A 22,464-nucleotide genomic window follows, 5' to 3' on the forward strand; every position below is an offset into this window, starting at 1 on the left:
AAAAAGAGCCTTAGGGCTCTTTTTTTATGTTTAAACAATACGTTAACTTAGCTTTTTATATGTTCATGCTATGATGGATTGAAAACTTTATAGAACAACAAATAACGGATAGGGACTGATTTCGAGTGACAGCATTTTTAAACTTCCAAAGACAGCTGAACCTTTGGTTAGAACATATCGCTCCACATGCTTCCGCTTTTCAGGATGAAACAATTTTATTTATATCTTATGGGCCTAAAGACCAAAGATGTAACGTATGGCATAGTGAAAAAACAAGCTTTTCACAAGCAAAAATACAATTATTAGCTTTCGTTAATGACCAGTTTGCACAGGAAATACTTACTGATTATATAAAAATTGATATTGCATATAATTTAACGAAGCAAGCTTGGCAAGTAGTAGAGCAGCAGGTCCATCAGCAATTTCACAATAACCACTACCGTAAAGGTATTGGGTTTGATGAACACTGTTCAGTGGTTTTTCTTGAGCAAGAGATTTATGGAAAGGCAATTATACGAGGTTTGAGCTATGACAAACCCAACTTTTTTGATGAAACAAACCTAAATTATGCAATTAAGCAAAAATATAACGCGACTAAACCACAGATTAAACTACAAGAGCTACAAGACATTTGGACTTTTGATACCTACGCAGCATTTTATGAAAATGGGCAATTCATTAATTTAGCGAGCGGTTATGATGCGAATGGTATTAGGGCGATTTCGAGCAATAAGAAACAGCATTTTCAGTCGTTAATTGAAAAAAATTCGGCATTTTTGCATGATCAAATTCAAGAAAATGGCAAATTTATCTATGGCTATTTTTCTGCCTATGATCGAGATATTCGTAACTACAATACGGTACGCCACTGTACCTCTGTGTATGCGTTGCTGGAAACATTTGAAGTGCAGAGCAAACCAGAATATTGGCCCAAGATACATGCTGCCATCCAATATGCGCTGACCAACTTTTATAAAGAAAAAGACTCTGAAATCAGCTTTATGATTGATGGTAAAGAAGGGGAGTTTGAAATCAAATTAGGTGCCAATGCGGCTGCTATTTTAATGTTAACTAAATATCAAGAAATTACCCAAAAAACTGATTATCAAAAATATGCAGAGAAACTTGCAAATGGTATTTTAAAATTAGTCGATTCAAATGGCTCAACAACTCATGTATTAAATTATCCAGATTATGATTTAAAAGAAAAATTCAGAATTATTTATTATGATGGTGAAGCTGCTCTAGCTTTATTAAGGTTATATCAAATTAACCAAGATTCTAGATTATTAGAAACTGTTAAATTAATGTTTGAATGTTTTATTGAAAAGAGATATGAAAAATATCATGACCATTGGTTAAGTTATTGTACCAATGAGCTCACTAAAATATGCCCTGAAGATAAATATTTTATTTTTGGTTTAAATAATTATTTAAAACATTTTATTTTTATTCGTAATCGAAAAACGACTTATGCGACTTTACTAGAAATGTTAATGGCTGCTTATAAAATGGTAAGCCGCTTAAAAGAGCAGGGACGTACAGCACTTTTTGAGCAGGCGTATATGCCTGAGCTTCAAAAATTAATTGAATTTAGAGCTGATTTTCAAACGACAGGCTTTTTTTATCCGGAAATGGCGATGTATATGGCACGACCAGATAAAATTTTACATGCATTTTATATTCGCCATGATCGTTTCCGAGTACGGATTGATGACCAAGAACATAACTTATCGGGCTACATCGCCTATGTAAAAGATTACAAAGGTGATGAGTCATGAAGTATCAACTCGTTGAAATCAAATTATTAGCTCATATCGATACTACAAATTTTGATGAAGCTATATGGCAATTCGAATTTGACGATGATATTTCAACATTACTGCTAATCGACTATGCACTAGAACAATTTCAACAAAAAAAAGTGCAGGCTCAAGATGTCTATATTGTGCCACAAAAAATGAGTGAGCAAATTGGACAGCAAAACTTAGGTTTAAAAACATCGGAAAGTTATACATTTACCGAGTTATTGCAGTTCTTAATTTTTACTCAAGCAGCAGAAGTAAAAGATGCTTTAAGTAAGATGCTCTGTGGTACAAATGAGCAAGCATTTTTAATTTTCTCTAAAAGAGCCGCTACCTATAACTTAACTTTAAAAAATGAAGCTACCCAAAATCAACTAAAGCATTTGTTTTTATTGATCAGAAGAATTTATAGATATCCAATTGATATAAAAGAACTATTCTTTATAAAAGAGCTGAATTTTCAAGGAAAGTCTTATCTCCCTCAGACACCATTAATGGGACAGAATGTAGTAGAGGTCTTATATCTTACAAACTCATTTAGAAAAATTTATCTGACGTTCTTTGAAGAAAACCAAACGATTGGTTTCTTTCTTTTCTTAGATGATATTCATCGTGCTGAGCACTTGGTCCCTTACTATCATTGTTTCCAAGCACAGAATGTAAAACCTAAAGTTTGCTCAACTCCAAGTGGCATTATTAATATTTTAGGCGATATCTACTTTGGGGAAATCTACACTGAAAAACGTAAGGCTAGAGGGCAAATAGATGCTCTGCAACAGTATGGATATGACTATTCTTTTAAAAAAATAAAAGCTTTTTTAGGTGAACATGACTTAAATATTGCTAACTTTGAAGCGGTATTTTCTTTAGAAAACCAATCTCCTTTAGATCATAAAAAGCCTTTTATTCTTAAAGCTGATGCTGAACAAACATTAGCAGCATTCAAAAATATTCACCTTAATCATGTGGTGTTGGCAAACAACCATCTAAAAGACTATGGGGAGCGTGGGCTGACCTATACATTACAACAGTTGGATCAGGCTAACATTTCTTATATTGGTGCTGGCGTAAACCAAAAAGATGCTCATAACTACTTTGAACTCTCTTTTGAAAATAAGCGCTATGCTATTTTTAACGGATACTGGCACAGAGATACTGCCTATCTCGATTATGATTTTTATGCTTTAGGCCATAAGAGTGGAGTGGCGTGTTTAAATGGTGTTTTGCTTGAACAAATAGGGCGCTATAGGCTGACTCATCCTGAACATAAAATTATTGTTATTTGCCATTGGGGTGTCGACTTTAAGCCCATTACAAAAGAGCAGAGTAAGCTTGCTGCGATTTTAACCCAAGCTGGTGCTGACCTGATCATTGGTCATGGTGCTCATACTATTCAACCTATCGAGATCATCAACCAAAAGCCAGTCGTATTTGGTATTGGTAATGCTGTGTTTAATAGCAATGGTGAATATGAAAAACACAATGCATTACCATTTGGTTGTATAGCAAGGTTGGATTTGTCAAAAGACTTACTTCGTCTTTATCCAATTTACACCAATAATTTGAAAACATTTTGGCAGCCATATCCAGTCAATGCTGAAGATTTCTTAAAAGCTAGTACTTACATGACATCTTCACTGACCCCTGAAAATTACATCGCTACCCAAGATAACTTAGGGCCATATATTGAATTTAAATTTTAGGGATATTGTTTGTATGTCGATAAAATAGTTTGAAGTTGTACCGGCGTAAATCCTAAATTTCTTAAGCCACCACTGCCTAATTTACATTCGGCGCTTGCCATGATGTTGGTTGGAGTACGTTTTGTAGCTTTTGGCGCACAAACATGTTTTAGACCAAACACATGTCCCATTTCATGCACGCTACCAGCCTGAATATTATAATTGAGGCGATTCCAGTCTAATAAAATAAAGGGTTTGCCATTATTACGAAAGGCTCTACTCGTTACATCTTCAAATTTCCATTTTGTTGAATAGGCATCATAAATAAAAACAATCACTTCTTTACTTGCAGTTCGTTTCGGAAAACACGTATTTACACTGGCAGGAATGGTTTCAATCGTAATTGGGTAGGGCTGATTAATCTGTTGTTTTAAATCACAATGTAATTTTGAAAATTCTTCATAAGGAATATAACGATGTAACTTAAATTTAAAAATTTTATTATTTTTATCATCTACATAGTATTTATTTAATATTTTAATTTCCTTACGCATCTGTTGATAATTATCAAACTCTATAGCTTCTGGAGAGTTGGTTGTAAAAACAAAAGTGACTGGAATAAGAGGACGGCCATCTGCAGAGACTTTAGGTGTTTCTCCTAAAGGAAGAGGAGGGCGTGTAGTACAAGAAACGCATAGTAAAGTGCCAGTAATCACCAGTAATATTTTTTTCATGCAGATTTCCCTCAAGCCCACCTTGGATTGCATTTAGTTTTGTTCAAAATTTTTTATATGATATGAATGATGTCAATTTTTATGGAGTCCATTTTGACAACTCAGTATGAACTACATCGGCAAATTTTAGAAGTCATTGCTTTGATTCCTTACGGAAAAGTTGCAACCTATGGACAAGTGGCTCGTATGGCAGGATTACCAAAACATGCAAGATTAGTCGGCTATGTTTTGAAACATCTTGAAGTTGATCATCAAGTTCCTTGGTATCGTGTAATTAATTCTCAAGGCAAAATTAGCCTAAGTAAGTTTAATGAAAAAGGTGAAAATATTCAGCAATTAAAACTGGAAGCTGAAGGTGTCTATTTGTTAAATGGTAAAGTTGACTTAAAGCAGTTTGCTTGGCAGCCTTAATATTTATGTTAGAGAGTAAATACACATGCAAAAGAATAATAAATGGTGTAGTGGAGCAGTATTACTTTTAAGTTTGATGGCACAGGTGAGTTATGCTGGAAAGGATATTTCAACTCAACCTTTTATAAATATAAAGGCTTCTCAGCAAGACATAGATTTGATATGCAAGCAACTGAGACAGAAATGCAGTGGTGAAGCTATCCTGTGGAAGGGAAAAAATACGCAAGATTCGATTTATTACCTAATAGATGAAAGTCCACAAATTGTTAAGGTTAAGAAGCAAAATAATCAATATAAAGTAGTTGATCAATGGGACTTTAAAGATTATCAACATCATAATAAAGAGCCTCATACCGATGATTTGGGACCAGATGGATTACAAATCTTTCCAGCTTTATATCCATTAAATAAAAATGGGTTTGCAATCGCAGTAGTTAATAGATGGTTTACTGGTTACTCAGGAGGAGGGCGTTTTGAAGAAAATGCTGATTTTATTAAGCTCAAACCTCATGGGAAGTATCAAGTTGCACTAAAAGATATTGCTTTTTCTTCACGAGAAATGATTCGGGCATGTTTTTCAGAACAAGATTATAAAAAATCGCCCCATTGTCATGATGAGGCATGGATGATACTAAACATTCAATTTAAAGATGTGGGACAACCATATTATTTATGGCAATTAAATTATAAAAATTATTCTTGGGAAGCTTTCAAAAGTAAAAAAACGATAACGGTTGAGCAATCGCGTGAAGAGGTTATGCCTTTTAAGAAATAGAAGCCTATCTTGCTCACTTTAGCCAGACAGGCGTCTCACTTTAGCGAACAATTAACACAGGAATATGGCTTTCCCCTAAAACTTTTTGTGCAACACTTCCCAACACGAGTTTTCGGACTCCCGTGCGGCCATGAGAACCCATGACAATCAGATCTGCATTTACGTCTTGAGCAGCTTGAATGATTTCCTCATGTACAACAAACCCTTCCAACAGTTTGGTTTCAACAGTAATGCCTTCGTTGGCAAATTCTTGTTTTGCTTTTTCTAAAATGTCGAGCAAATAAGTTCTTGTACGTTCAATCAACTCATTAGTTTGGCCAGTTTTTACGTAGACATCAGCAATAAATGGGTCAAGTGCCATCACTTGTACAACTGTAATTTTACTATTTAACGCTTTTCCCAGCTTAATGGCCTCTTTCATGGCGACCATAGAAGTTTCAGAACCGTCAATTGGTACCAAAATATGTTGATATAACATGAGTATTTTCCTTATTGTAATGATGCTTATTTATTAATACTTTATACTTATTTTTTGACGATTTAAATTCAAGCACGTAATCATTTGTGATTTTATAACAACAAATTTTTTAGATAAATTTTTATAAATTGCGCAAATTTTCTATATGTGTAGATAAAGCATCAATATCATCAGTTTGAAGATATTCACGTATTTTCAAAATTTGCTTCTCATCTAAATCATAAAGTTTTAAAGCAAGTAGTTTGTCGATTTGTTCTTGAGGAAAGCGATATTTAATAATTTTCGCAGGCACTCCACCTACAATTGCATAAGGGGGAACATCTTTAGTTACCACGGCTCCAGTGGCGACCACTGCGCCTTCACCTAGTTTGACACCTTGCATAATCATGGCACGGCTACCAACCCAGCAACCATCAGCAATAATAGTATCGCCAGCCACCAAAAAACTACGAGTATCAAAAGGGAAAGTTGAAATCCAGTCGGGTCTATGAAGCTGATTACCACCCATCATGATTACACACTCAGCGCCAAAACAAACAAAATTGCCAATATAAAGTTGGTCAATCGGTTTCTCTGGCGTTGAAGCTTTGTCATGTAAATAACGGACTACACAACGTTCAAAGCCTTGATCCCAATAAGCTGAATAGTAAGAATAATTTCCTTTAATGTGGATGTTGGGATTTTTCACAGTTTTGGAAATAAACTCAAATTCGCACCAATGACGGACTGGTGTGTTAATCAGAGGCGTATCCATAATCTATTATCCAAAAAATGAGCTAAACCATATTAAATAAAAAACCCCTCAGGAAGAGGGGTTCAAGAGCAGTATCTTAGAGATATTCTACGCTTACAACTTCGTACTCAACTTCGCCTTGAGGAGTAGTGATTTTTACTTCATCACCTTCATTTTTACCCAAAAGACCGCGAGCAATTGGTGAGTTCACTGAGATTTTATTGATTTTAAAATCAGCTTCATCATCACCAACAATTTTATAAGTCTTGCGCTCTTCAGTATCAAGGTTTTCAATCGTTACCGTAACACCGAATACAACACGACCGTTTTGTTCTAAGTCCTTAACATCGATGACTTGTGAAGCACCCAATTTTCCTTCGATATCTTGGATACGTCCTTCACAGAAACCTTGCTGTTCACGAGCAGCATGGTATTCTGCATTTTCTTTTAAGTCCCCATGTTCACGTGCTTCAGCAATTGCTTGAGTAATACGTGGACGTTCAACAGATTTCAGATGTTGTAATTCTTTCTCTAAGGCGATTTTACCTTCAGGGGTCATTGGATAACGTTGCATTTCGGTCCCTCTTAAGTTGAGAAAACACAGTTAAAAAAATGAAAAAATCCCGCCACCGATAAGGTGACGGGACTTATCGGTAAAAAAATTAACCTACAGTTAAATCTTGCAAGCGGTATACATCCATTGGCAATTTCACAGCAAAGGCTTGGCAAACAGCTTCTGCGCCATTGATAGTCGTTGTGTAATACACTTTGCCTTGTAGGGCAGCACGACGAATCATTGCAGAGTCATATTGAGCCTGTTTACCTTCAGTGGTATTGACAATAAGGTGTATTTCACCATTTTTCAAGCGGTCAACAATATGTGGACGACCTTCAGTAACTTTATTTACAGATTCGCATTCTAAACCTGCTTCTTTAAGCACTTGGTAAGTACCACCTGTTGCAACAAGCTTGAAGCCATATTCAACTAATTTCTTAGCGATATCAGCGATGTATTTCTTGTCAGATTCACGTACTGATAAGAAAGCATGTTTTACTTCGCCTTCAGTTGGTAAACCAGGTAAGCGTTCATTTGAGCCTAAAACAGCTTTATAGAATGCTTCACCAAATGTTTTACCTACGCCCATCACTTCACCTGTAGATTTCATCTCAGGTCCAAGCATAGGGTCTACGCCTTGGAATTTAGCGAATGGGAAAACGGCTTCCTTCACAGCAAAGTGAGTTGGAATGATTTCTTTAGTAAATCCTTGAGACTCAAGAGATTGGCCTGCCATACAACGCGCAGCAACTTTCGCTAAAGAATCACCAATACACTTAGATACGAATGGAACTGTACGTGAAGCACGTGGGTTAACTTCTAGAACGTAAATATCGTCACCTTTTACAGCGAACTGAACGTTCATCAAGCCGACAACACCAAGTTCTTTTGCCATCGCAATCGTTTGACGACGCATTTCATCCTGAATTTCTTTTGATAAAGAATAAGGAGGAATTGAACATGCAGAGTCACCTGAGTGAATACCCGCTTGTTCGATATGCTGCATGATACCGCCGATCACAACGTCTTTACCGTCAGATACACAGTCAACATCAACTTCAGTTGCGTCATCTAGGAAACGGTCAAGAAGAACAGGGGCTTCGTTAGATGCCTGAACTGCTTCACGAAGGTAACGTTTAAGTTCTTCTTCGTTATATACGATTTCCATTGCACGACCACCTAATACATAAGATGGGCGAACAACAAGCGGATAACCTACTTTTGCAGCTTCAGAGATACCTTCTTCAGCAGATTTTACAATGCTGTTGTTTGGTTGACGAAGCTGTAAACGTTGAATCATTTGTTGGAAACGTTCACGGTCTTCAGCACGGTCAATCGCATCTGGTGATGTACCGATAATTGGAGTGCCTGCTTCTTCTAAAGCACGTGCCAATTTAAGCGGAGTTTGGCCACCATACTGTACGATTACGCCTTTAGGCTTCTCTGTACGTACGATTTCAAGTACATCTTCAAGTGTTACAGGTTCGAAGTATAGACGGTCAGATGTATCATAGTCGGTAGAAACAGTTTCAGGGTTACAGTTCACCATGATTGTTTCGTAACCGTCTTCACGCATAGCTAATGCAGCGTGTACACAGCAGTAGTCAAATTCGATACCTTGACCAATACGGTTTGGACCACCACCAATGACCATGATCTTGTCACGGTTTGATGGATTTGCTTCACATTCTTCATCGTAAGTTGAATACATGTATGCAGTACCAGATTCAAACTCTGCTGCACATGTATCAACGCGTTTGTAAACTGGATAAACACCCAAGTTCCAACGTTGTTTACGGAATTGCTTTTGTGAAATGCCCATGAGGTGAGCAATACGAAGGTCAGATAAACCTTTACGCTTGAACGAACGGATGTTGTCAGCGTTTAAGTCACCAAAACCTAAAGTTTTCACTTGAGCTTCAGTTTTAACGATGTCTTGAATTTGGATAAGGAACCAGCGGTCAATCTTAGTCGCTTCAAAAACTTCATCTAAAGAGAAACCATGACGGAAAGCATCCGCTACGTACCAGATACGCTCAGGACCCGGAACTTTAAGTTCTTTTAGAATAATTTCTTTTGCATTTGTTGCACCAGCTTCGATTTTTTCATCAAAACCGCTTACACCAACTTCAAGACCACGTAATGCTTTTTGAACAGATTCTTGGAAGTTACGGCCGATTGCCATCACTTCACCAACAGATTTCATCTGAGTGGTAAGAACTGGTTCAGCTTGCGGGAATTTCTCGAAGTTAAAACGAGGAATCTTCGTTACAACATAGTCAATTGATGGTTCGAAGCTTGCAGGAGTTACGCCACCAGTGATGTCATTTTTCAATTCATCAAGGGTATAACCAACAGCAAGTTTTGCTGCGATTTTAGCAATCGGGAAACCTGTTGCTTTAGAAGCAAGTGCAGATGAACGAGATACACGAGGGTTCATCTCGATAACAACCATACGGCCGTCTTTCGGGTTAATACCGAACTGAACGTTAGAACCGCCTGTCTCCACACCAATTTCACGAAGAACTGCAACCGAAGCGTTACGCATCAATTGATATTCTTTGTCTGTTAATGTTTGAGCTGGTGCTACAGTGATTGAGTCACCAGTGTGTACGCCCATTGGGTCGAAGTTTTCGATCGCACATACGATAATACAGTTGTCGTTTTTGTCACGAACAACTTCCATTTCGTATTCTTTCCAACCAATTAAAGATTCATCGATCAATAACTGGTGAGTAGGAGAGAGGTCAAAACCACGTTCACAAATCTCAAGGAATTCTTCGCGGTTATATGCGATACCGCCACCCGAACCACCCATTGTGAATGATGGACGGATAATTACCGGGAAACCAAAGCGTGACTGAATTTCTAAAGCTTCTTCCATTGTTTCGGCAATGGCAGCTTTTGGACATTCCAAGCCAATTTTACGCATAGCGATATCGAAGAGTTTACGGTCTTCGGCTTTCTCAATTGCGTCTTTAGTTGCACCAATTAATTCAACATTATATTTTTCAAGAACGCCGTGCTCATCAAGTGCAAGAGCACAGTTCAATGCAGTTTGGCCACCCATAGTTGGCAATACTGCATCTGGGCGTTCTTTTTCAATAATCTGTGCAACTGTTTGCCAAGTAATTGGCTCAATATATGTTGCATCAGCCATTGAAGGGTCTGTCATAATGGTTGCTGGGTTAGAGTTAACCAAAATAACACGATAGCCTTCTTCACGAAGCGCTTTACACGCTTGAGCACCTGAGTAGTCAAACTCACATGCCTGACCAATCACAATCGGGCCAGCACCAATAATTAAGATGCTTTTAATATCCGTACGTTTAGGCATTATTCGCTCCTTAATTACTGTTTAGATGCTTCGATAAGTTCGATAAAATGATCGAACAATGGGGCACAATCATGTGGACCTGGGCTTGCTTCAGGGTGACCTTGGAAGCTGAAAGCTGGCTTGTCTGTACGGTGAATCCCTTGTAAGGTGCCATCGAACAATGATTTATGCGTTGCTTTTAAGTTAGCCGGTAAAGTTTCAGCATCTACAGCGAAACCATGATTTTGTGAAGTAATCATCACTGTACCATCTTCAAGATTTTGTACAGGGTGGTTAGCACCGTGGTGACCATGGTTCATTTTTACAGTTTTTGCACCAGAAGCGAGTGCCAAGATTTGGTGGCCTAAGCAAATACCAAATACAGGTAATGTTGTGGTTTCAACAATAGTTTTTACAGCTTCGATTGCATAATCACAAGCAGCTGGATCGCCAGGGCCATTTGAAAGGAATACGCCATCCGGATTAAGTGCCAATACTTTTTCAGCCGGAGTTTCTGCAGGAACAACGGTTAATTTGCAACCGCGGTCTGCAAGCATACGCAAGATGTTGGTTTTGACACCGTAATCGTATGCAACTACATGATATTTTAATTCAGGTTGAGAGAAGCCTTGGCCTAGAGTCCATGAACCTTCGGACCATTCAAAACCAGTTGGATCGCAACATTCTTTTGCAAGGTCTAAACCGTTTAAGCCACCAAAAGCACGAGCTTTGGCAATTGCTTCTTCTTCAGTAATATTTTCGCCAGCAAGGATGCAACCATTTTGTGCACCTTTGTCACGCAAAATACGTGTTAATTTACGTGTATCAATATCCGCGATTGCAACAACATTGTGTTCTTGCAAATATTCACTCAATGACTGTTCAGCACGGAAGTTGCTGTGTAGTAGTGGAAGGTCACGAATAATTAAACCATTCGCCCATACTTTATGGATACGACCAGATTCAACGTCTTCCGCGTTGCAGCCAGTGTTTCCGATATGTGGGTAAGTTAATGTCACAATTTGTTGTGCATAACTTGGGTCAGTCAAAATTTCTTGATAGCCTGTCATGGCTGTGTTAAAAACGACTTCTCCAGTCGTACTTCCCGTTGCGCCGATTGACGTTCCTTTAAAGATCGTTCCATCTGCGAGGGCTAAAATGGCGGGGGTGCTCAAACCAAAGCTCCTGAATTTCGGCTGTAAAAAAGCGAGTAGACCCAAAAAAGATAGGCGATGTTGTGATAAAACATGCCCCTCCCTATCGGTCTGCTCGCTTGTAACTTAACAGCGCATTATACGCATGGAACCTCAAAAAGTCTATTTATTTTCTGCTAAAAAACATAATTCATTGCTTGATTTTTACAAAAAAATTATCCGCTCATCCGAATCAGTTACTTTTGATAAATTGTCTAACAATTTGCTGGCTGAATTTTTAGAACTGGATTTATTGTATTGCTAGTTAAAAAATAAACAATATGAGGAAATAGCATGAGTAATGATCAAGTTCCAAAAGATGTGAGCGAGAAAGCTCAAGCAGTAGTTGATTCAGTAAAAGCTGAGGTGAATGAAGTGAAAGAAACCGTAGCTGCTACTACAACTAAAGCGAAAAGAACAGTAACTGCTAAAACTGCGCAAGTAAAAGAAAGTGTTGCCGAGAAAACTGAGCAGATTAAAGAAGTTGCTACAGAAGCGAAAACTCAGGTGAAAGAAGCTATCACTGAAACTCAAGAGCAGGTCAAAGAAGTTTTAAGTGAAACCCAAGAAAAAATTGAAGCTGAAACTCATGAGTTAAACAAGAATATTCAAAATCAATTTATTCAAATTAAACAAGATATTCTACAACGTCTTGATGTGATTAAAGCTCAGTTTAGCACTTCACAAGAAGGACTATCTGAACTTAAAAATGCTTTGAAAGCAGAAATTAACGCGCTTATCGAAGATTTGACTAAAGTCAGTAAAGAATTGAAAGGTGATATTAGCCAGATTTCTTTGAAGCACAAAGATTCTTTAAGTGAAAGTATTAAGCGTACTAAAAATAATGCAGTTGAAGCCTGGAATAAAGCACGAGATAACTAATGATCTTAGCTTTTAGCCAGCTATAAAAAAGCGAGAATTAATTTCTCGCTTTTTTATTTTTTAAAACTGATGTAACCAGTCGCGCTTATTATGGAAATCTGCACTTTTTCCACTATGCTGCATTGCATAGTACTGCATACCTTCTTTGGTTTTTAAAACTGCAGTTAAACCTAAATAAAGGTTTGCCCATTTCAAGCGTTGCTGTTGCATAAATTGTCCCAAATCAAGACTAACATTTAAGCCATAATGAGTACGCTTGAGATGGTTCAGTTCGATATCGTAAGCAGCAAGGGGAGGCATACTTTCTGGATAGCGATATTCTTCAAACTGATAAGACTGCCATGCTTGAGAAGGGGAAAGGTTAATTTCTCGATAATAATCTTCATCATGCACGCCAACAAAAATTTCGAAACAAGTTTCTTCCCACAAAAAATCCTGACGCGAATGAGCGGCGACTTCTTGGGGCCAGACAATGAGTTGATTTGGATCACGAATCCAAAAACCGACATTTAAGGTATGCGGAGCTTGCTGTTCAATTGCGCCAACAACAGAAACAGCATGAAAACGATCAAAAGCTGAAAGTTCGTAACTTGCCATAGTTTGTCAAATCAACTTAGTTTGCTAAATGAGCGTGGCGAACAAGATTAGACAAATGCTGGTTTTGCTTAGCTGCTTTTTTGTAAAGTAAAACAATTTTACCAATCTTTTGCACAGCTTCTGCGCCAGTCGCTTCTACAATTGCATCAATTACAGCAGTACGTGCTTCACGGTCTTCACCAGCAACTTTAACTTTGATAAGTTCGTGGTCGTTTAAAGCACGAAGAGTTTCTTCGATAACAGCATCTGTTAAGCCTTGTCCACCAATCATGACAACCGGATTAAGCACATGACCAATTTGACGTAAACGTTTACGTTCATGGATAGATAAAGCGGCCATTAAAAATACCTGATTTTAAAAACGACTTAGTATAGCAAAAAACTTAAATTCAGATGTACGAAAAACTGTATAAATAATCGATCAACATTATTGGAAAAAAACTGTAAAACTTGGTGAGATTACGCTACATCCGTACTGTAATGAGAGTAATTTTCACGTACAATGAACGATCAGAAGTTTTTTTGATATTTAGTGAGTTATGGCAACACGCATTACAAACCAGAAATTGTCGAAAAGTAGTCGTGCGTGGATGAGGGAACATCTAGACGATCCTTTTGTAAAAAAAGCACAAAAGGAAGGGTATCGTGCGCGAGCAGCATATAAACTTCTTGAAATCCAAGAAAAATATAAGTTGATCAAGCCAGGCATGACGGTAGTCGATTTGGGTGCGGCTCCTGGTAGCTGGTCTCAAATTGCTGGAAAACTTGTGGGTAGCAAAGGTTTAGTGATTGCTTCCGATATTTTGCCCATGGATGCTTTGCCTGATGTCACTTTCTTACAAGGCGACTTTAGAGAAGAAGCTGTATTTGAAAAATTGTTAAATATTTTAAATGGGCGACAAGTAGACATTGTAATTTCTGATATGGCCCCCAATACATCAGGTAATAGGGCTGTTGATCAACCTAGACAGATTTACTTATGTGAACTGGCTTTAGATTTTGCTCAAAAGGTTCTTGGACCTAATGGACAGTTTGTGGTTAAAGTGTTCCAAGGCGCAGGATTTGATGAGTTTCGTAAACAAGTGGTTGATAGTTTTGATGTGTTAAAGACAGCAAAACCAGCAGCTTCTCGGGCGCGCTCTAAAGAAGTTTTTTTGGTTGGACAAGGGCGTAAGAAAGCATTGCAATAAAGTTTACTTGCCAAGCTCCTAAAAATTGTGCATTTTGTACTTTTAGGTTATCCGCAAGCAATACAGTTGCTGTTTTTATGACGATCAGCCAAGATTGGGCATGATCAAATTAGATCGATATGGGAATAAAGCTTTGAGCGATTACTTCAAGAATGCCGTATTGTGGCTAATAATACTTGGTGTTCTGATTTTAATTTTCAGTAATATCAGTGACCGCAATAAGCCTACTGCGATGAAATACTCAGATTTCGTTGCAGCGGTGAATGCTGGCCAAATTAAGCAAGTCACAATTGACGGTTTAAATATTAATGGTGAAAAAACTAACGGATCACAGTTTGAAACTGTTCGTCCGCAAGTTGAAGACACTGAGCTTATGCCGAGCTTAAATAAGCAAAATGTTGTTGTAGAGGGAACAGCTCCTCAACGTCAAGGCATTTTGATGCAACTTCTCATTGCTAGTTTCCCTGTACTGTTAATCATTCTGTTATTCATGTTCTTTATGCGTAACATGGGTGGTGGTGCAGGCGGAAAAAATGGACCGATGAGTTTTGGTAAGTCGAAAGCAAAAATGCTTTCTGAAGATCAAATCAAAGTTAATTTTTCTGACGTTGCCGGCTGTGATGAAGCAAAACAAGAAGTTGTTGAAATTGTAGATTTCTTAAAAGACCCTGCAAAATTCAAACGTTTGGGCGCTACTATTCCTCGTGGCGTACTTATGGTTGGTCCTCCGGGTACTGGTAAAACGTTATTAGCCAAAGCAATTGCTGGTGAAGCTAAAGTTCCTTTCTTCAGCATTTCAGGTTCTGACTTTGTCGAAATGTTCGTGGGTGTGGGTGCGTCCCGTGTCCGTGATATGTTCGAGCAAGCGAAGCGTCATGCGCCTTGTATTATCTTTATTGACGAGATTGATGCAGTAGGTCGTCACCGTGGTTCAGGTACAGGTGGTGGTCATGATGAACGTGAGCAAACCTTGAACCAAATGCTTGTAGAGATGGATGGTTTTGAAGGTAACGAAGGTGTAATCGTAATTGCTGCGACGAACCGTGTTGATGTCTTGGATAAAGCATTATTACGTCCAGGTCGTTTTGACCGTCAAGTAATGGTAGGTTTACCTGACATTCGTGGTCGTGAGCAGATTCTGAATGTACATTTGAAAAAATTACCTTCAGTTACGGGTGTGGATGTTAAAGTTCTATCTCGTGGTACTCCAGGTTTCTCTGGTGCACAGTTGGCAAACCTTGTTAACGAGGCTGCCTTATTTGCTGCACGTCGTAATAAGAACACTGTCGACATGCATGACTTTGAAGATGCAAAAGACAAAATCTACATGGGACCAGAGCGTAAATCGATGGTTTTACGTGAAGAAGAGCGTCGTGCAACTGCTTATCATGAAGCGGGTCATGCGATTGTTGCCGAGATTTTACCGGGTACAGATCCTGTTCATAAAGTAACGATTATGCCGCGTGGTTGGGCTTTAGGTGTAACTTGGCAGTTACCTGAACAAGACCAAATTAGCCACTATAAAGACAAGATGCTAAACGAAATTGCAATTTTGTTTGGTGGTCGTATTGCTGAAGAAGTATTTATCCAACAGCAATCTACTGGTGCTTCAAATGACTTTGAGCGAGCTACTAAAATGGCGCGTGCAATGGTTACCAAGTACGGTATGTCTGACAAAATGGGTGTAATGGTTTACGAAGATGAAAACCAAAATGGTTTCTTTGGTAATGTAGGAAGCCGTACGATTTCTGAAGCAACTCAACAGTTAGTTGATGAGGAAGTACGTCGTATTCTTGATGAGCAATACAAAGTTGCACGTAATATCTTGGAAAGTAATAAAGATATTGCACACGCGATGGTAAAAGCTTTGATGGAATGGGAAACAATTGATCGTGATCAAATCCGTGACATTATGGAAGGTCGTGAGCCACAACCGCCTAAAGTATATGTTGCTGAAAACCCAGTGGCTGCATTTGAACCACCAAAAGATGGTCCATCTACACCGCCACCATTGCCAGCAATGAACTAATTAGTTAATAAAAAAGCCACAGTCATGTGGCTTTTTTTATGGGTTTGATTTTGTTAAAAGCTGAAAACAAATCAACACCATACATAGATGATAATTGCTAAAATACAGCCTGATTTTAAACTGGAGCTTTTTATGCAACTAATGCCTTTGCCTCAACAAATTTTACAGTGTGGACAGCTTCAGTTAGATCTATCACAGCCTCACGTTATGGGTATATTAAATGTCACACCAGATTCTTTTAGTGATGGTGGAAAGCATAATCAAGTAGATCAAGCGATTGCTTATGCGCTAGCCATGGTAGAGCAAGGCGCTACCATTATTGATATTGGTGGTGAGTCTACCCGTCCAGGAGCATCTGAAGTAAGCGTAGAAGAAGAAATACGAAGAGTTGTGCCCGTAGTTGAAGCTTTAGCTAAACATAATATTGTTCTATCAATTGATACAAGTCAGCCTGATGTTATTCGCGCAGCGAAAAAAGCAGGAGCACATATTTGGAATGATGTACGTGCGCTTACTCGTCCCAATGCTTTAAAAACGGCAGCAGATCTGGATATACCCGTAGTGATCATGCATATGCGTGGTGAGCCGACTACAATGAATCAGTTAGACCAATATACGGACGTAACCTTAGATGTTATAGCGGAACTCCAGCAGCGCGTGAATGAAGCTTTAAATGCGGGCGTGAAAAAACATAATATTATTATTGATCCTGGCTTTGGTTTTGCAAAAAATGCGCAGCAAAACTTAAGACTACTCAAAGAATTTTGGAAGCTTGGTGAAATGGGTTATCCGATTTTATCTGGCCTTTCTCGTAAACGTTTTATTGGTGAAGCATTAAAGGGTGCAACTGCAGATCAGCGTGCGGTAGGAAGCGTTACGGGGCATTTGCTTAGTATTCAGCAAGGAGCATGCATTGTTAGAGCGCATGATGTCAAAGCAATGACTGATGCAATTCTAGTTTGGAAGGCGATGATACAAGCTTAATAAAGTAGGCTTTATAAAAATCAGGTCGTGGCTCATTAATTTAATGAGCTAGATGATTGAGTCAGGGAAAAATATCGTTATTCTTTTGAAAATATGTTATAAGCGGCAAGTTTTTGCTGTTGTGTAAACTTTTGTATGTTCGAAGACTTACTTCTCCCGATGTTTGATGATGAATATTATCCAGATATTTTGGTCGCTGAACTCAAGCAGCTCATTGAACAATTTGCTAAAAAAGTTCAGAAGCCTGCCTTAGCTGAGCAGGATATCTATCGATATGCTCATCAAACTGTAATTGAAATTAATGAGATGAAACCTCAGTTCGAAGATCTAGATTCTTCTTTAGATGATAGTGCTGCTGACTATATTGCTGAAGCAATGATGATGGTAGCACAGGAAGCTGGATATTTAGATCTAGAAATGGAAGAGCTGGTGATGAATCGAGAGTGGTGATTACTCTCGATTTTCAATATCTTCAAATACATCTAATAAGTGGCAAGATGCCTTTAAATGTATTTCGTCTATTTCTTTAACTTTTAAAACTAAAACACCTTTCTCTTGATAATCTGCGTCCGCTAACAAACTGACCCAATAAGTTTCTCGTTTTTGTTCCAGCTTTTTAAATTTATCTATTATCTGTTCGGGTGCTTTAACTAAATAATCATCTTTGGTAATAGAGCAACGTGAAAAATACCAATGGTTGTCTTTGAAAGAAAGGGTACCAGAGAAAAGATATGTGGCGTAAACCTTTGTTATAAAAAGGGTAGTGCAAAAGAGTAATAATATTCTTATCATAAAATTCATTTTGATTAGGCATAAAAAAACCAGCATACGCTGGATTCTTTGTAGCACCAAATTCAATATTTGAAAATGGTGCCCGGGGCCGGACTCGAACCGGCACGCTTTGTGGGCGGGGGATTTTAAATCCCCTGTGTCTACCTATTTCACCACCCGGGCATGTGCGCAATAATAGAGGACAAGTGCGCGATTGGCAAGAGAAAATCAGAGAGTTTGCTTTATTTTCAATCAGTTCTTGTTAGTATTTATATAAATTAACCAATTTGTGTCATGATTTGTTCATTAAACTGAGATCAGTTGTTCATCTTATCTACCTAAATTTAAGACACTCATTGCTTAAAACTTAGGTAATTTTATGTCAGAAAAAATTTCACGCCGAGAATTAATTCAAAAAAGTCTGTTCGGTTTTGGGGCGCTATCTTTGCCTGTAGCTTTTACGGGGTGTAATGATGGTTCCGATGAGGAGGGTTCAGAAACACAAGCAGATTTTTTACATGGAGTTGCGAGCGGCGACCCATTGCAAGATAGAGTAATTTTATGGACGCGGTTAACACCAGTAGACCTTAATGCGCGTCTTAGAGTTACTTGGGAAATTGCTACCGATGATCAGTTCAAGCAAAATTTAAAGACTGGTACGGTTCAAACGACTAAAACTGACGATTTTACGGTGAAGGTGGATGCAACAGGTCTACAAGCGGGTACGACTTATTATTATCGCTTTCGATTTGGTAGCAAAGTCTCGCCAGTAGGGCAAACAAAAACATTACCTATAACTACCAATAAGGTCAGCTTCGCAGTATGTTCTTGTTCTAATTATCCTGCGGGTTATTTTTACGTTTATCGTGAAATGGCAAAACAGAATGTGGATGTAGTCATTCATTTGGGAGATTATATTTATGAATATGGGGCTGATGGCTATGCGACAGAAGATGCTGCAAAGCTGGGCCGTACTTTACCGTCCGATAATAATAAAGAAATTATTAAATTAGATGATTATCGCAAACGTTATGCGCTCTATCGTCAGGATAAGGACTTGCAGGCGGTTCATCAGCGTCATCCTTTTATTGTAATTTGGGATGATCATGAGTTAGCGAATGATACTTGGCGCGAAGGTGCAGAGAATCATCAAAGTAATGAAGGTCCTTTCTTGGAGCGTAAATTAGCTGCTCTACAGGCTTATTTTGAATGGATGCCAATTCGCCCTGTTTCTAACACAGATCATCTAAATATTTATCGTCAGTTTGACTTTGGTTCGTTGGTTCAATTAACCATGTTAGATACACGTATTATTGCGCGAGATAAACAGCTCGAATATAAAGATTACATTACATCTTCAGGTTTAGATGCTCAAAAGTTTCAGGCTGATTTAACAGATCCAAAGCGTACTTTAATGGGGTATACGCAAAGGGATTGGCTGGTCGATAAATTAAAGCAATCTACAGCAACATGGAATGTGATTGGTCAGCAAGTCTTAATGAGTAAAATGTGGATTCCAGCTGAGTTATTGGCATCGCTGGGGCAAATTACTTCAGGCGGAACTTCACCTGATACTTTAGCTAAAATGACCGCTCAGATTACAGAATTAGTCACATTAAAATTACGATTAGAGCAAGGTGATCCAACTTTAACCGTTCAAGAAAAAGCGCGAGTCACAACATTAGTTCCCTATAACCTCGATGCTTGGGATGGTTACTATGCTGAGCGAGAGTTTTTGTACGCTAAATTGGCAGAGTTTAATAAGAAAGTTATTGTTTTGGCGGGGGATACTCATAATGCGTGGACATCTTACTTATATAGCCAAAAGGGTGAATATATCGGTGTTGAACTGGCGACAAGTTCGGTTTCTTCACCAGGTCTTGAAAAATATTTAAGTATTCCGCTAGCTCAGTTGCAGCAATTTGAATTTGCCTTTATGACGCTTATCGATGAATTGGCATATTGTAATTTAAATCAGCGGGGTTATTTGATGGTTACACTAGACGATAAGCAGGTGCTGTCGGATTGGATTTTTGTAGATTCAATTAAAAATGCAGAATATAAAGTAGATTCTAGTCGAGGTTATCAATTGGTGTTAGATGCGAATTTAACACCTGAGAAAGATAAGCAAAAAACTGCTTAAATATATGGGGCGAGAAAGGGATGCTAATAAGTATCCTTTTTTTAGACATAAAAAAACCAGCTTTCGCTGGATTCTTTATGACACCAATTTCTGTACTAGAAAATGGTGCCCGGGGCCGGACTCGAACCGGCACGCTTTGTGGGCGGGGGATTTTAAATCCCCTGTGTCTACCTATTTCACCACCCGGGCTTTACCAAATTTGGAGGCGGAGGTCGGAATCGAACCGGCGTCCACGGAGTTGCAGTCCGCTGCATGACCACTCTGCCACCCCGCCTACATTTGGTGATGCACATATTAGCAACCTTTACAAAAAAAACAATACTGTTTTGAGATAAGATGAACATAAAAGCAACATCTAGAATAAATTTGTCCAAATAATCATGTATTATTGGCACATTAAATTCATGTCTACCTTGGAGATGTGCTGTGGCATTGGTTTTAGACGGTCGCGCATTAGCAAAGCAAATTGAAGAAAATTTGTCAGTACGTGTTGAAGCTTTAAAAGCTAAAACAGGTCGTACCCCAATTTTGGCGACTATTTTAGTTGGGGATGATGGCGCATCTGCAACTTATGTACGCATGAAAGGAAATGCTTGCCGTCGAGTAGGCATGGACTCTTTAAAAATTGAATTGCCACAAGAAACGACAACAGAACAATTATTAGCTGAAATTGAAAAACTTAATGCTAATCCAGATGTACACGGCATTCTTTTACAGCATCCAGTTCCAGAGCAAATTGATGAGCGTGCATGTTTCGATGCTATCTCATTAGCTAAAGATGTTGATGGTGTAACTTGTCTTGGTTTTGGCCGTATGGCTATGGGTGAAGCTGCATATGGTTCAGCGACTCCTGCGGGCATCATGACCATTTTAAAAGAAAACAATATCGAAATTGCTGGTAAACATGCGGTTGTGGTTGGTCGTTCTGCAATTTTAGGCAAACCAATGGCAATGATGCTATTGCAAGCGAATGCAACAGTAACGATTTGCCATTCACGCACACAAAACTTACCTGAGCTTGTGAAGCAAGCTGATATTATTGTGGGTGCAGTTGGTAAAGCTGAACTTATCCAAAAAGATTGGATTAAACAAGGTGCAGTGGTTGTAGATGCTGGTTTCCATCCTCGTGATGGCGGTGGTGTAGGTGATATTCAACTACAAGGTATTGAAGAAATTGCTTCTGCTTACACACCAGTACCGGGTGGTGTTGGTCCAATGACTATTACAACTTTGATTCGTCAAACTGTAGAAGCTGCTGAAAAAGCTTTAGGTTAATTTAATTTATTCACGACGGCGTCCTAACGTTTAACGCAAATGTTAGGAGCTTGTATGTTACTTTTCTTTCGGGAAAAGTAACCAAAACCATTTGTCATCCGCAAAACTCGTCAGCTACTGGTTAGCTATAGATGGGTCGCAGAAACATTTTAGTCTAATGTAGTCCTGCCTCGAACAATTGCGGATGACGTTAACGCGTATCAAATAGTAATTATAAATTTTTGAGCTTATTTATGAGCTGCACCTTTCAATTTGCCAAAGCCCCTGAACATTTACTTCAAGCACTAAATGAAGTTATTCCTAATTGTGAGTTGATGGTACAACAATTACCAGAAACGCCTATTTCTTTATGGTTGATTCCACCAGTTTTTCCAACTAATCGCTTAGATGATGAAGTTATTCGCCGTATTTGGAATGACACGCCGTATTGGATTTTCTGTTGGGCATCTGGTTTAGCAATGGCACAGTGGTTACTTGCAGAGCCGCATCATGTTAAAGATAAAGTTGTTTTGGATTTTGGAGCGGGTTCGGGTGTAGTTGCAATTGCTGCAAAAATAGCAGGAGCGAAACGAGTCATCTGCTGTGATATTGATCAAGTTAGTTTGAATGCTTGCCGCGAAAACGCTTTACTTAATAATGTTGAACTAGAATATTTAGATGATTTATATAAGGCTGAGCAAGTTGATGTTTTGCTAGCAGCTGATGTTTTATATGATCAATGTAACCGCTTTTTCTTAGATGAATTTTTAAAGTTTGCACCAGAAGTCTGGGTGGCTGATAGTCGTGTTAAAAACTTTAGTCATCCCAAATATGAAAAAATTGAAGAAAGAAGTGCTTCTACATGGCCTGATCTAGATGAAGCTAAAGAGTTTAGAAATGTAAGTTTTTATAAGACGCTGTAAAAGAACAG

The 22,464-nt window shown here is 38.4% G+C and carries 22 protein-coding genes and 3 tRNA genes; 13 read left to right on the plus strand and 12 right to left on the minus strand.

What is annotated here, in order from left to right:
• Positions 1 to 125 precede the first annotated feature (125 nt).
• Both KIP84_RS04100 and KIP84_RS04105 read left to right on the plus strand, forming a co-directional pair.
• Positions 126 to 1,781, plus strand: coding sequence for a poly alpha-glucosyltransferase (locus tag KIP84_RS04100; protein ID WP_213689367.1), 1,656 nt, complete (start codon positions 126 to 128; stop codon positions 1,779 to 1,781).
• Positions 1,778 to 3,508, plus strand: coding sequence for a CapA family protein (locus KIP84_RS04105; RefSeq protein ID WP_213689368.1), 1,731 nt, complete (start codon positions 1,778 to 1,780; stop codon positions 3,506 to 3,508). The genes KIP84_RS04100 and KIP84_RS04105 overlap by 4 nt, the downstream gene beginning before the upstream one ends.
• On the opposite strand, the gene KIP84_RS04110 is transcribed toward KIP84_RS04105, so the two are convergent.
• The gene (locus tag KIP84_RS04110; protein ID WP_213689369.1) at positions 3,505 to 4,221 is read right to left on the minus strand and encodes a metalloprotease; all 717 of its coding nucleotides are present in this window, start codon (positions 4,219 to 4,221) and stop codon (positions 3,505 to 3,507) included. The genes KIP84_RS04105 and KIP84_RS04110 overlap by 4 nt on opposite strands.
• 81 nt (positions 4,222 to 4,302) lie before the next feature.
• On the opposite strand from KIP84_RS04110, the gene KIP84_RS04115 reads away from it, so the two are divergent.
• Both KIP84_RS04115 and KIP84_RS04120 read left to right on the plus strand, forming a co-directional pair.
• The gene (locus KIP84_RS04115) at positions 4,303 to 4,632 is read left to right on the plus strand and encodes an MGMT family protein (protein ID WP_078224328.1); all 330 of its coding nucleotides are present in this window, start codon (positions 4,303 to 4,305) and stop codon (positions 4,630 to 4,632) included.
• A 25-nt stretch (positions 4,633 to 4,657) separates the two neighbouring features.
• Positions 4,658 to 5,407, plus strand: a complete 750-nt coding sequence (locus KIP84_RS04120; RefSeq protein WP_213689370.1) for a hypothetical protein — start codon at positions 4,658 to 4,660, stop codon at positions 5,405 to 5,407.
• 40 nt (positions 5,408 to 5,447) lie between these two features.
• On the opposite strand, the gene KIP84_RS04125 is transcribed toward KIP84_RS04120, so the two are convergent.
• From KIP84_RS04125 to carA, 5 genes are all read right to left on the minus strand, one after another.
• Positions 5,448 to 5,885 (minus strand): universal stress protein, encoded by a 438-nt coding sequence (locus KIP84_RS04125; protein WP_213689371.1) that lies wholly within the window; start codon positions 5,883 to 5,885, stop codon positions 5,448 to 5,450.
• Positions 5,886 to 6,006: 121 nt separating this feature from the next.
• Positions 6,007 to 6,639 (minus strand): CatB-related O-acetyltransferase, encoded by a 633-nt coding sequence (locus KIP84_RS04130; RefSeq protein ID WP_213689372.1) that lies wholly within the window; start codon positions 6,637 to 6,639, stop codon positions 6,007 to 6,009.
• 76 nt (positions 6,640 to 6,715) lie between these two features.
• Complete coding sequence (gene greA, locus KIP84_RS04135) at positions 6,716 to 7,192, minus strand: transcription elongation factor GreA (protein WP_016146223.1); 477 nt, start codon at positions 7,190 to 7,192, stop codon at positions 6,716 to 6,718.
• Between the two features lie 88 nt (positions 7,193 to 7,280).
• Positions 7,281 to 10,511: a carbamoyl-phosphate synthase large subunit gene (gene carB / locus KIP84_RS04140; protein ID WP_005067595.1), complete on the minus strand. Its 3,231-nt coding sequence runs from the start codon at positions 10,509 to 10,511 to the stop codon at positions 7,281 to 7,283.
• Positions 10,512 to 10,525: 14 nt separating this feature from the next.
• A complete protein-coding gene (gene carA / locus KIP84_RS04145; protein WP_005067597.1) occupies positions 10,526 to 11,665 on the minus strand; it encodes a glutamine-hydrolyzing carbamoyl-phosphate synthase small subunit in 1,140 nt (379 codons plus the stop codon).
• A gap of 124 nt (positions 11,666 to 11,789) precedes the next feature.
• Between carA and KIP84_RS04150 the strand changes: the two genes are divergently transcribed.
• Both KIP84_RS04150 and KIP84_RS04155 read left to right on the plus strand, forming a co-directional pair.
• Entirely contained in the window at positions 11,790 to 11,948 is a 159-nt protein-coding gene (locus KIP84_RS04150; RefSeq protein WP_002115567.1) for a hypothetical protein, read from the plus strand.
• 29 nt (positions 11,949 to 11,977) lie between these two features.
• Entirely contained in the window at positions 11,978 to 12,565 is a 588-nt protein-coding gene (locus KIP84_RS04155) for a hypothetical protein (protein ID WP_213689373.1), read from the plus strand.
• A gap of 60 nt (positions 12,566 to 12,625) precedes the next feature.
• Here the strand turns inward: KIP84_RS04155 and KIP84_RS04160 are convergent, their stop codons facing one another.
• Both KIP84_RS04160 and yhbY read right to left on the minus strand, forming a co-directional pair.
• A complete protein-coding gene (locus tag KIP84_RS04160; protein ID WP_213689374.1) occupies positions 12,626 to 13,162 on the minus strand; it encodes a DOMON-like domain-containing protein in 537 nt (178 codons plus the stop codon).
• 16 nt (positions 13,163 to 13,178) lie between these two features.
• Positions 13,179 to 13,502, minus strand: a complete 324-nt coding sequence (gene yhbY, locus KIP84_RS04165) for a ribosome assembly RNA-binding protein YhbY (RefSeq protein ID WP_002115576.1) — start codon at positions 13,500 to 13,502, stop codon at positions 13,179 to 13,181.
• Between the two features lie 199 nt (positions 13,503 to 13,701).
• Between yhbY and rlmE the strand changes: the two genes are divergently transcribed.
• From rlmE to KIP84_RS04185, 4 genes are all read left to right on the plus strand, one after another.
• Positions 13,702 to 14,352 carry a 23S rRNA (uridine(2552)-2'-O)-methyltransferase RlmE gene (gene rlmE / locus KIP84_RS04170; RefSeq protein ID WP_000235573.1) on the plus strand — a complete coding sequence of 217 codons (651 nt, stop codon included), beginning with the start codon at positions 13,702 to 13,704 and terminating at the stop codon, positions 14,350 to 14,352.
• A 133-nt stretch (positions 14,353 to 14,485) separates the two neighbouring features.
• A complete protein-coding gene (ftsH, locus tag KIP84_RS04175) occupies positions 14,486 to 16,381 on the plus strand; it encodes an ATP-dependent zinc metalloprotease FtsH (protein WP_033848050.1) in 1,896 nt (631 codons plus the stop codon).
• Positions 16,382 to 16,513: 132 nt separating this feature from the next.
• Positions 16,514 to 17,365 carry a dihydropteroate synthase gene (folP, locus tag KIP84_RS04180; RefSeq protein WP_198912083.1) on the plus strand — a complete coding sequence of 284 codons (852 nt, stop codon included), beginning with the start codon at positions 16,514 to 16,516 and terminating at the stop codon, positions 17,363 to 17,365.
• A gap of 135 nt (positions 17,366 to 17,500) precedes the next feature.
• Positions 17,501 to 17,815 (plus strand): DUF5713 family protein, encoded by a 315-nt coding sequence (locus KIP84_RS04185; RefSeq protein ID WP_005067609.1) that lies wholly within the window; start codon positions 17,501 to 17,503, stop codon positions 17,813 to 17,815.
• On the opposite strand, the gene KIP84_RS04190 is transcribed toward KIP84_RS04185, so the two are convergent.
• Together KIP84_RS04190 and KIP84_RS04195 are read right to left on the minus strand one after the other, a co-directional pair.
• On the minus strand, positions 17,816 to 18,193 hold the full coding sequence (locus KIP84_RS04190; RefSeq protein ID WP_228308303.1) for a hypothetical protein: 378 nt from the start codon (positions 18,191 to 18,193) through the stop codon (positions 17,816 to 17,818). It lies immediately after the preceding gene.
• 40 nt (positions 18,194 to 18,233) lie between these two features.
• Positions 18,234 to 18,319, minus strand: a tRNA-Leu gene (locus KIP84_RS04195).
• A gap of 196 nt (positions 18,320 to 18,515) precedes the next feature.
• Between KIP84_RS04195 and KIP84_RS04200 the strand changes: the two genes are divergently transcribed.
• Positions 18,516 to 20,279 (plus strand): alkaline phosphatase D family protein, encoded by a 1,764-nt coding sequence (locus tag KIP84_RS04200; protein ID WP_213689375.1) that lies wholly within the window; start codon positions 18,516 to 18,518, stop codon positions 20,277 to 20,279.
• 103 nt (positions 20,280 to 20,382) lie between these two features.
• On the opposite strand, the gene KIP84_RS04205 is transcribed toward KIP84_RS04200, so the two are convergent.
• A tRNA-Leu gene (locus KIP84_RS04205) sits at positions 20,383 to 20,468 on the minus strand.
• A gap of 11 nt (positions 20,469 to 20,479) precedes the next feature.
• A tRNA-Cys gene (locus tag KIP84_RS04210) sits at positions 20,480 to 20,553 on the minus strand.
• 152 nt (positions 20,554 to 20,705) lie between these two features.
• Here KIP84_RS04210 and folD point away from each other — a divergent pair.
• Positions 20,706 to 21,554 (plus strand): bifunctional methylenetetrahydrofolate dehydrogenase/methenyltetrahydrofolate cyclohydrolase FolD, encoded by an 849-nt coding sequence (gene folD / locus KIP84_RS04215; RefSeq protein ID WP_002115552.1) that lies wholly within the window; start codon positions 20,706 to 20,708, stop codon positions 21,552 to 21,554.
• Between the two features lie 233 nt (positions 21,555 to 21,787).
• Positions 21,788 to 22,456, plus strand: coding sequence for a 50S ribosomal protein L11 methyltransferase (locus tag KIP84_RS04220; protein ID WP_213689376.1), 669 nt, complete (start codon positions 21,788 to 21,790; stop codon positions 22,454 to 22,456).
• The last annotated feature ends 8 nt before the right edge of the window (positions 22,457 to 22,464 follow it).

Source organism: Acinetobacter sp. BHS4 (assembly GCF_018454425.1).
Classification (GTDB): domain Bacteria; phylum Pseudomonadota; class Gammaproteobacteria; order Pseudomonadales; family Moraxellaceae; genus Acinetobacter; species Acinetobacter pittii.

Coding starts and splice junctions, on each gene's coding strand:
- KIP84_RS04105 (WP_213689368.1), top strand. CDS start 1,778: ATGAAGTATCAACTCGTTGAAATCAAATTATTAGCTCATATCGATACT.
- KIP84_RS04110 (WP_213689369.1), bottom strand. CDS start 4,221: ATGAAAAAAATATTACTGGTGATTACTGGCACTTTACTATGCGTTTCT.
- KIP84_RS04115 (WP_078224328.1), top strand. CDS start 4,303: ATGGAGTCCATTTTGACAACTCAGTATGAACTACATCGGCAAATTTTA.
- KIP84_RS04120 (WP_213689370.1), top strand. CDS start 4,658: ATGCAAAAGAATAATAAATGGTGTAGTGGAGCAGTATTACTTTTAAGT.
- KIP84_RS04125 (WP_213689371.1), bottom strand. CDS start 5,885: ATGTTATATCAACATATTTTGGTACCAATTGACGGTTCTGAAACTTCT.
- KIP84_RS04130 (WP_213689372.1), bottom strand. CDS start 6,639: ATGGATACGCCTCTGATTAACACACCAGTCCGTCATTGGTGCGAATTT.
- greA (WP_016146223.1), bottom strand. CDS start 7,192: ATGCAACGTTATCCAATGACCCCTGAAGGTAAAATCGCCTTAGAGAAA.
- carB (WP_005067595.1), bottom strand. CDS start 10,511: ATGCCTAAACGTACGGATATTAAAAGCATCTTAATTATTGGTGCTGGC.
- KIP84_RS04150 (WP_002115567.1), top strand. CDS start 11,790: ATGGAACCTCAAAAAGTCTATTTATTTTCTGCTAAAAAACATAATTCA.
- KIP84_RS04155 (WP_213689373.1), top strand. CDS start 11,978: ATGAGTAATGATCAAGTTCCAAAAGATGTGAGCGAGAAAGCTCAAGCA.
- KIP84_RS04160 (WP_213689374.1), bottom strand. CDS start 13,162: ATGGCAAGTTACGAACTTTCAGCTTTTGATCGTTTTCATGCTGTTTCT.
- yhbY (WP_002115576.1), bottom strand. CDS start 13,502: ATGGCCGCTTTATCTATCCATGAACGTAAACGTTTACGTCAAATTGGT.
- rlmE (WP_000235573.1), top strand. CDS start 13,702: ATGGCAACACGCATTACAAACCAGAAATTGTCGAAAAGTAGTCGTGCG.
- folP (WP_198912083.1), top strand. CDS start 16,514: ATGCAACTAATGCCTTTGCCTCAACAAATTTTACAGTGTGGACAGCTT.
- KIP84_RS04185 (WP_005067609.1), top strand. CDS start 17,501: ATGTTCGAAGACTTACTTCTCCCGATGTTTGATGATGAATATTATCCA.
- KIP84_RS04190 (WP_228308303.1), bottom strand. CDS start 18,193: ATGCTGGTTTTTTTATGCCTAATCAAAATGAATTTTATGATAAGAATA.
- KIP84_RS04200 (WP_213689375.1), top strand. CDS start 18,516: ATGTCAGAAAAAATTTCACGCCGAGAATTAATTCAAAAAAGTCTGTTC.
- KIP84_RS04220 (WP_213689376.1), top strand. CDS start 21,788: ATGAGCTGCACCTTTCAATTTGCCAAAGCCCCTGAACATTTACTTCAA.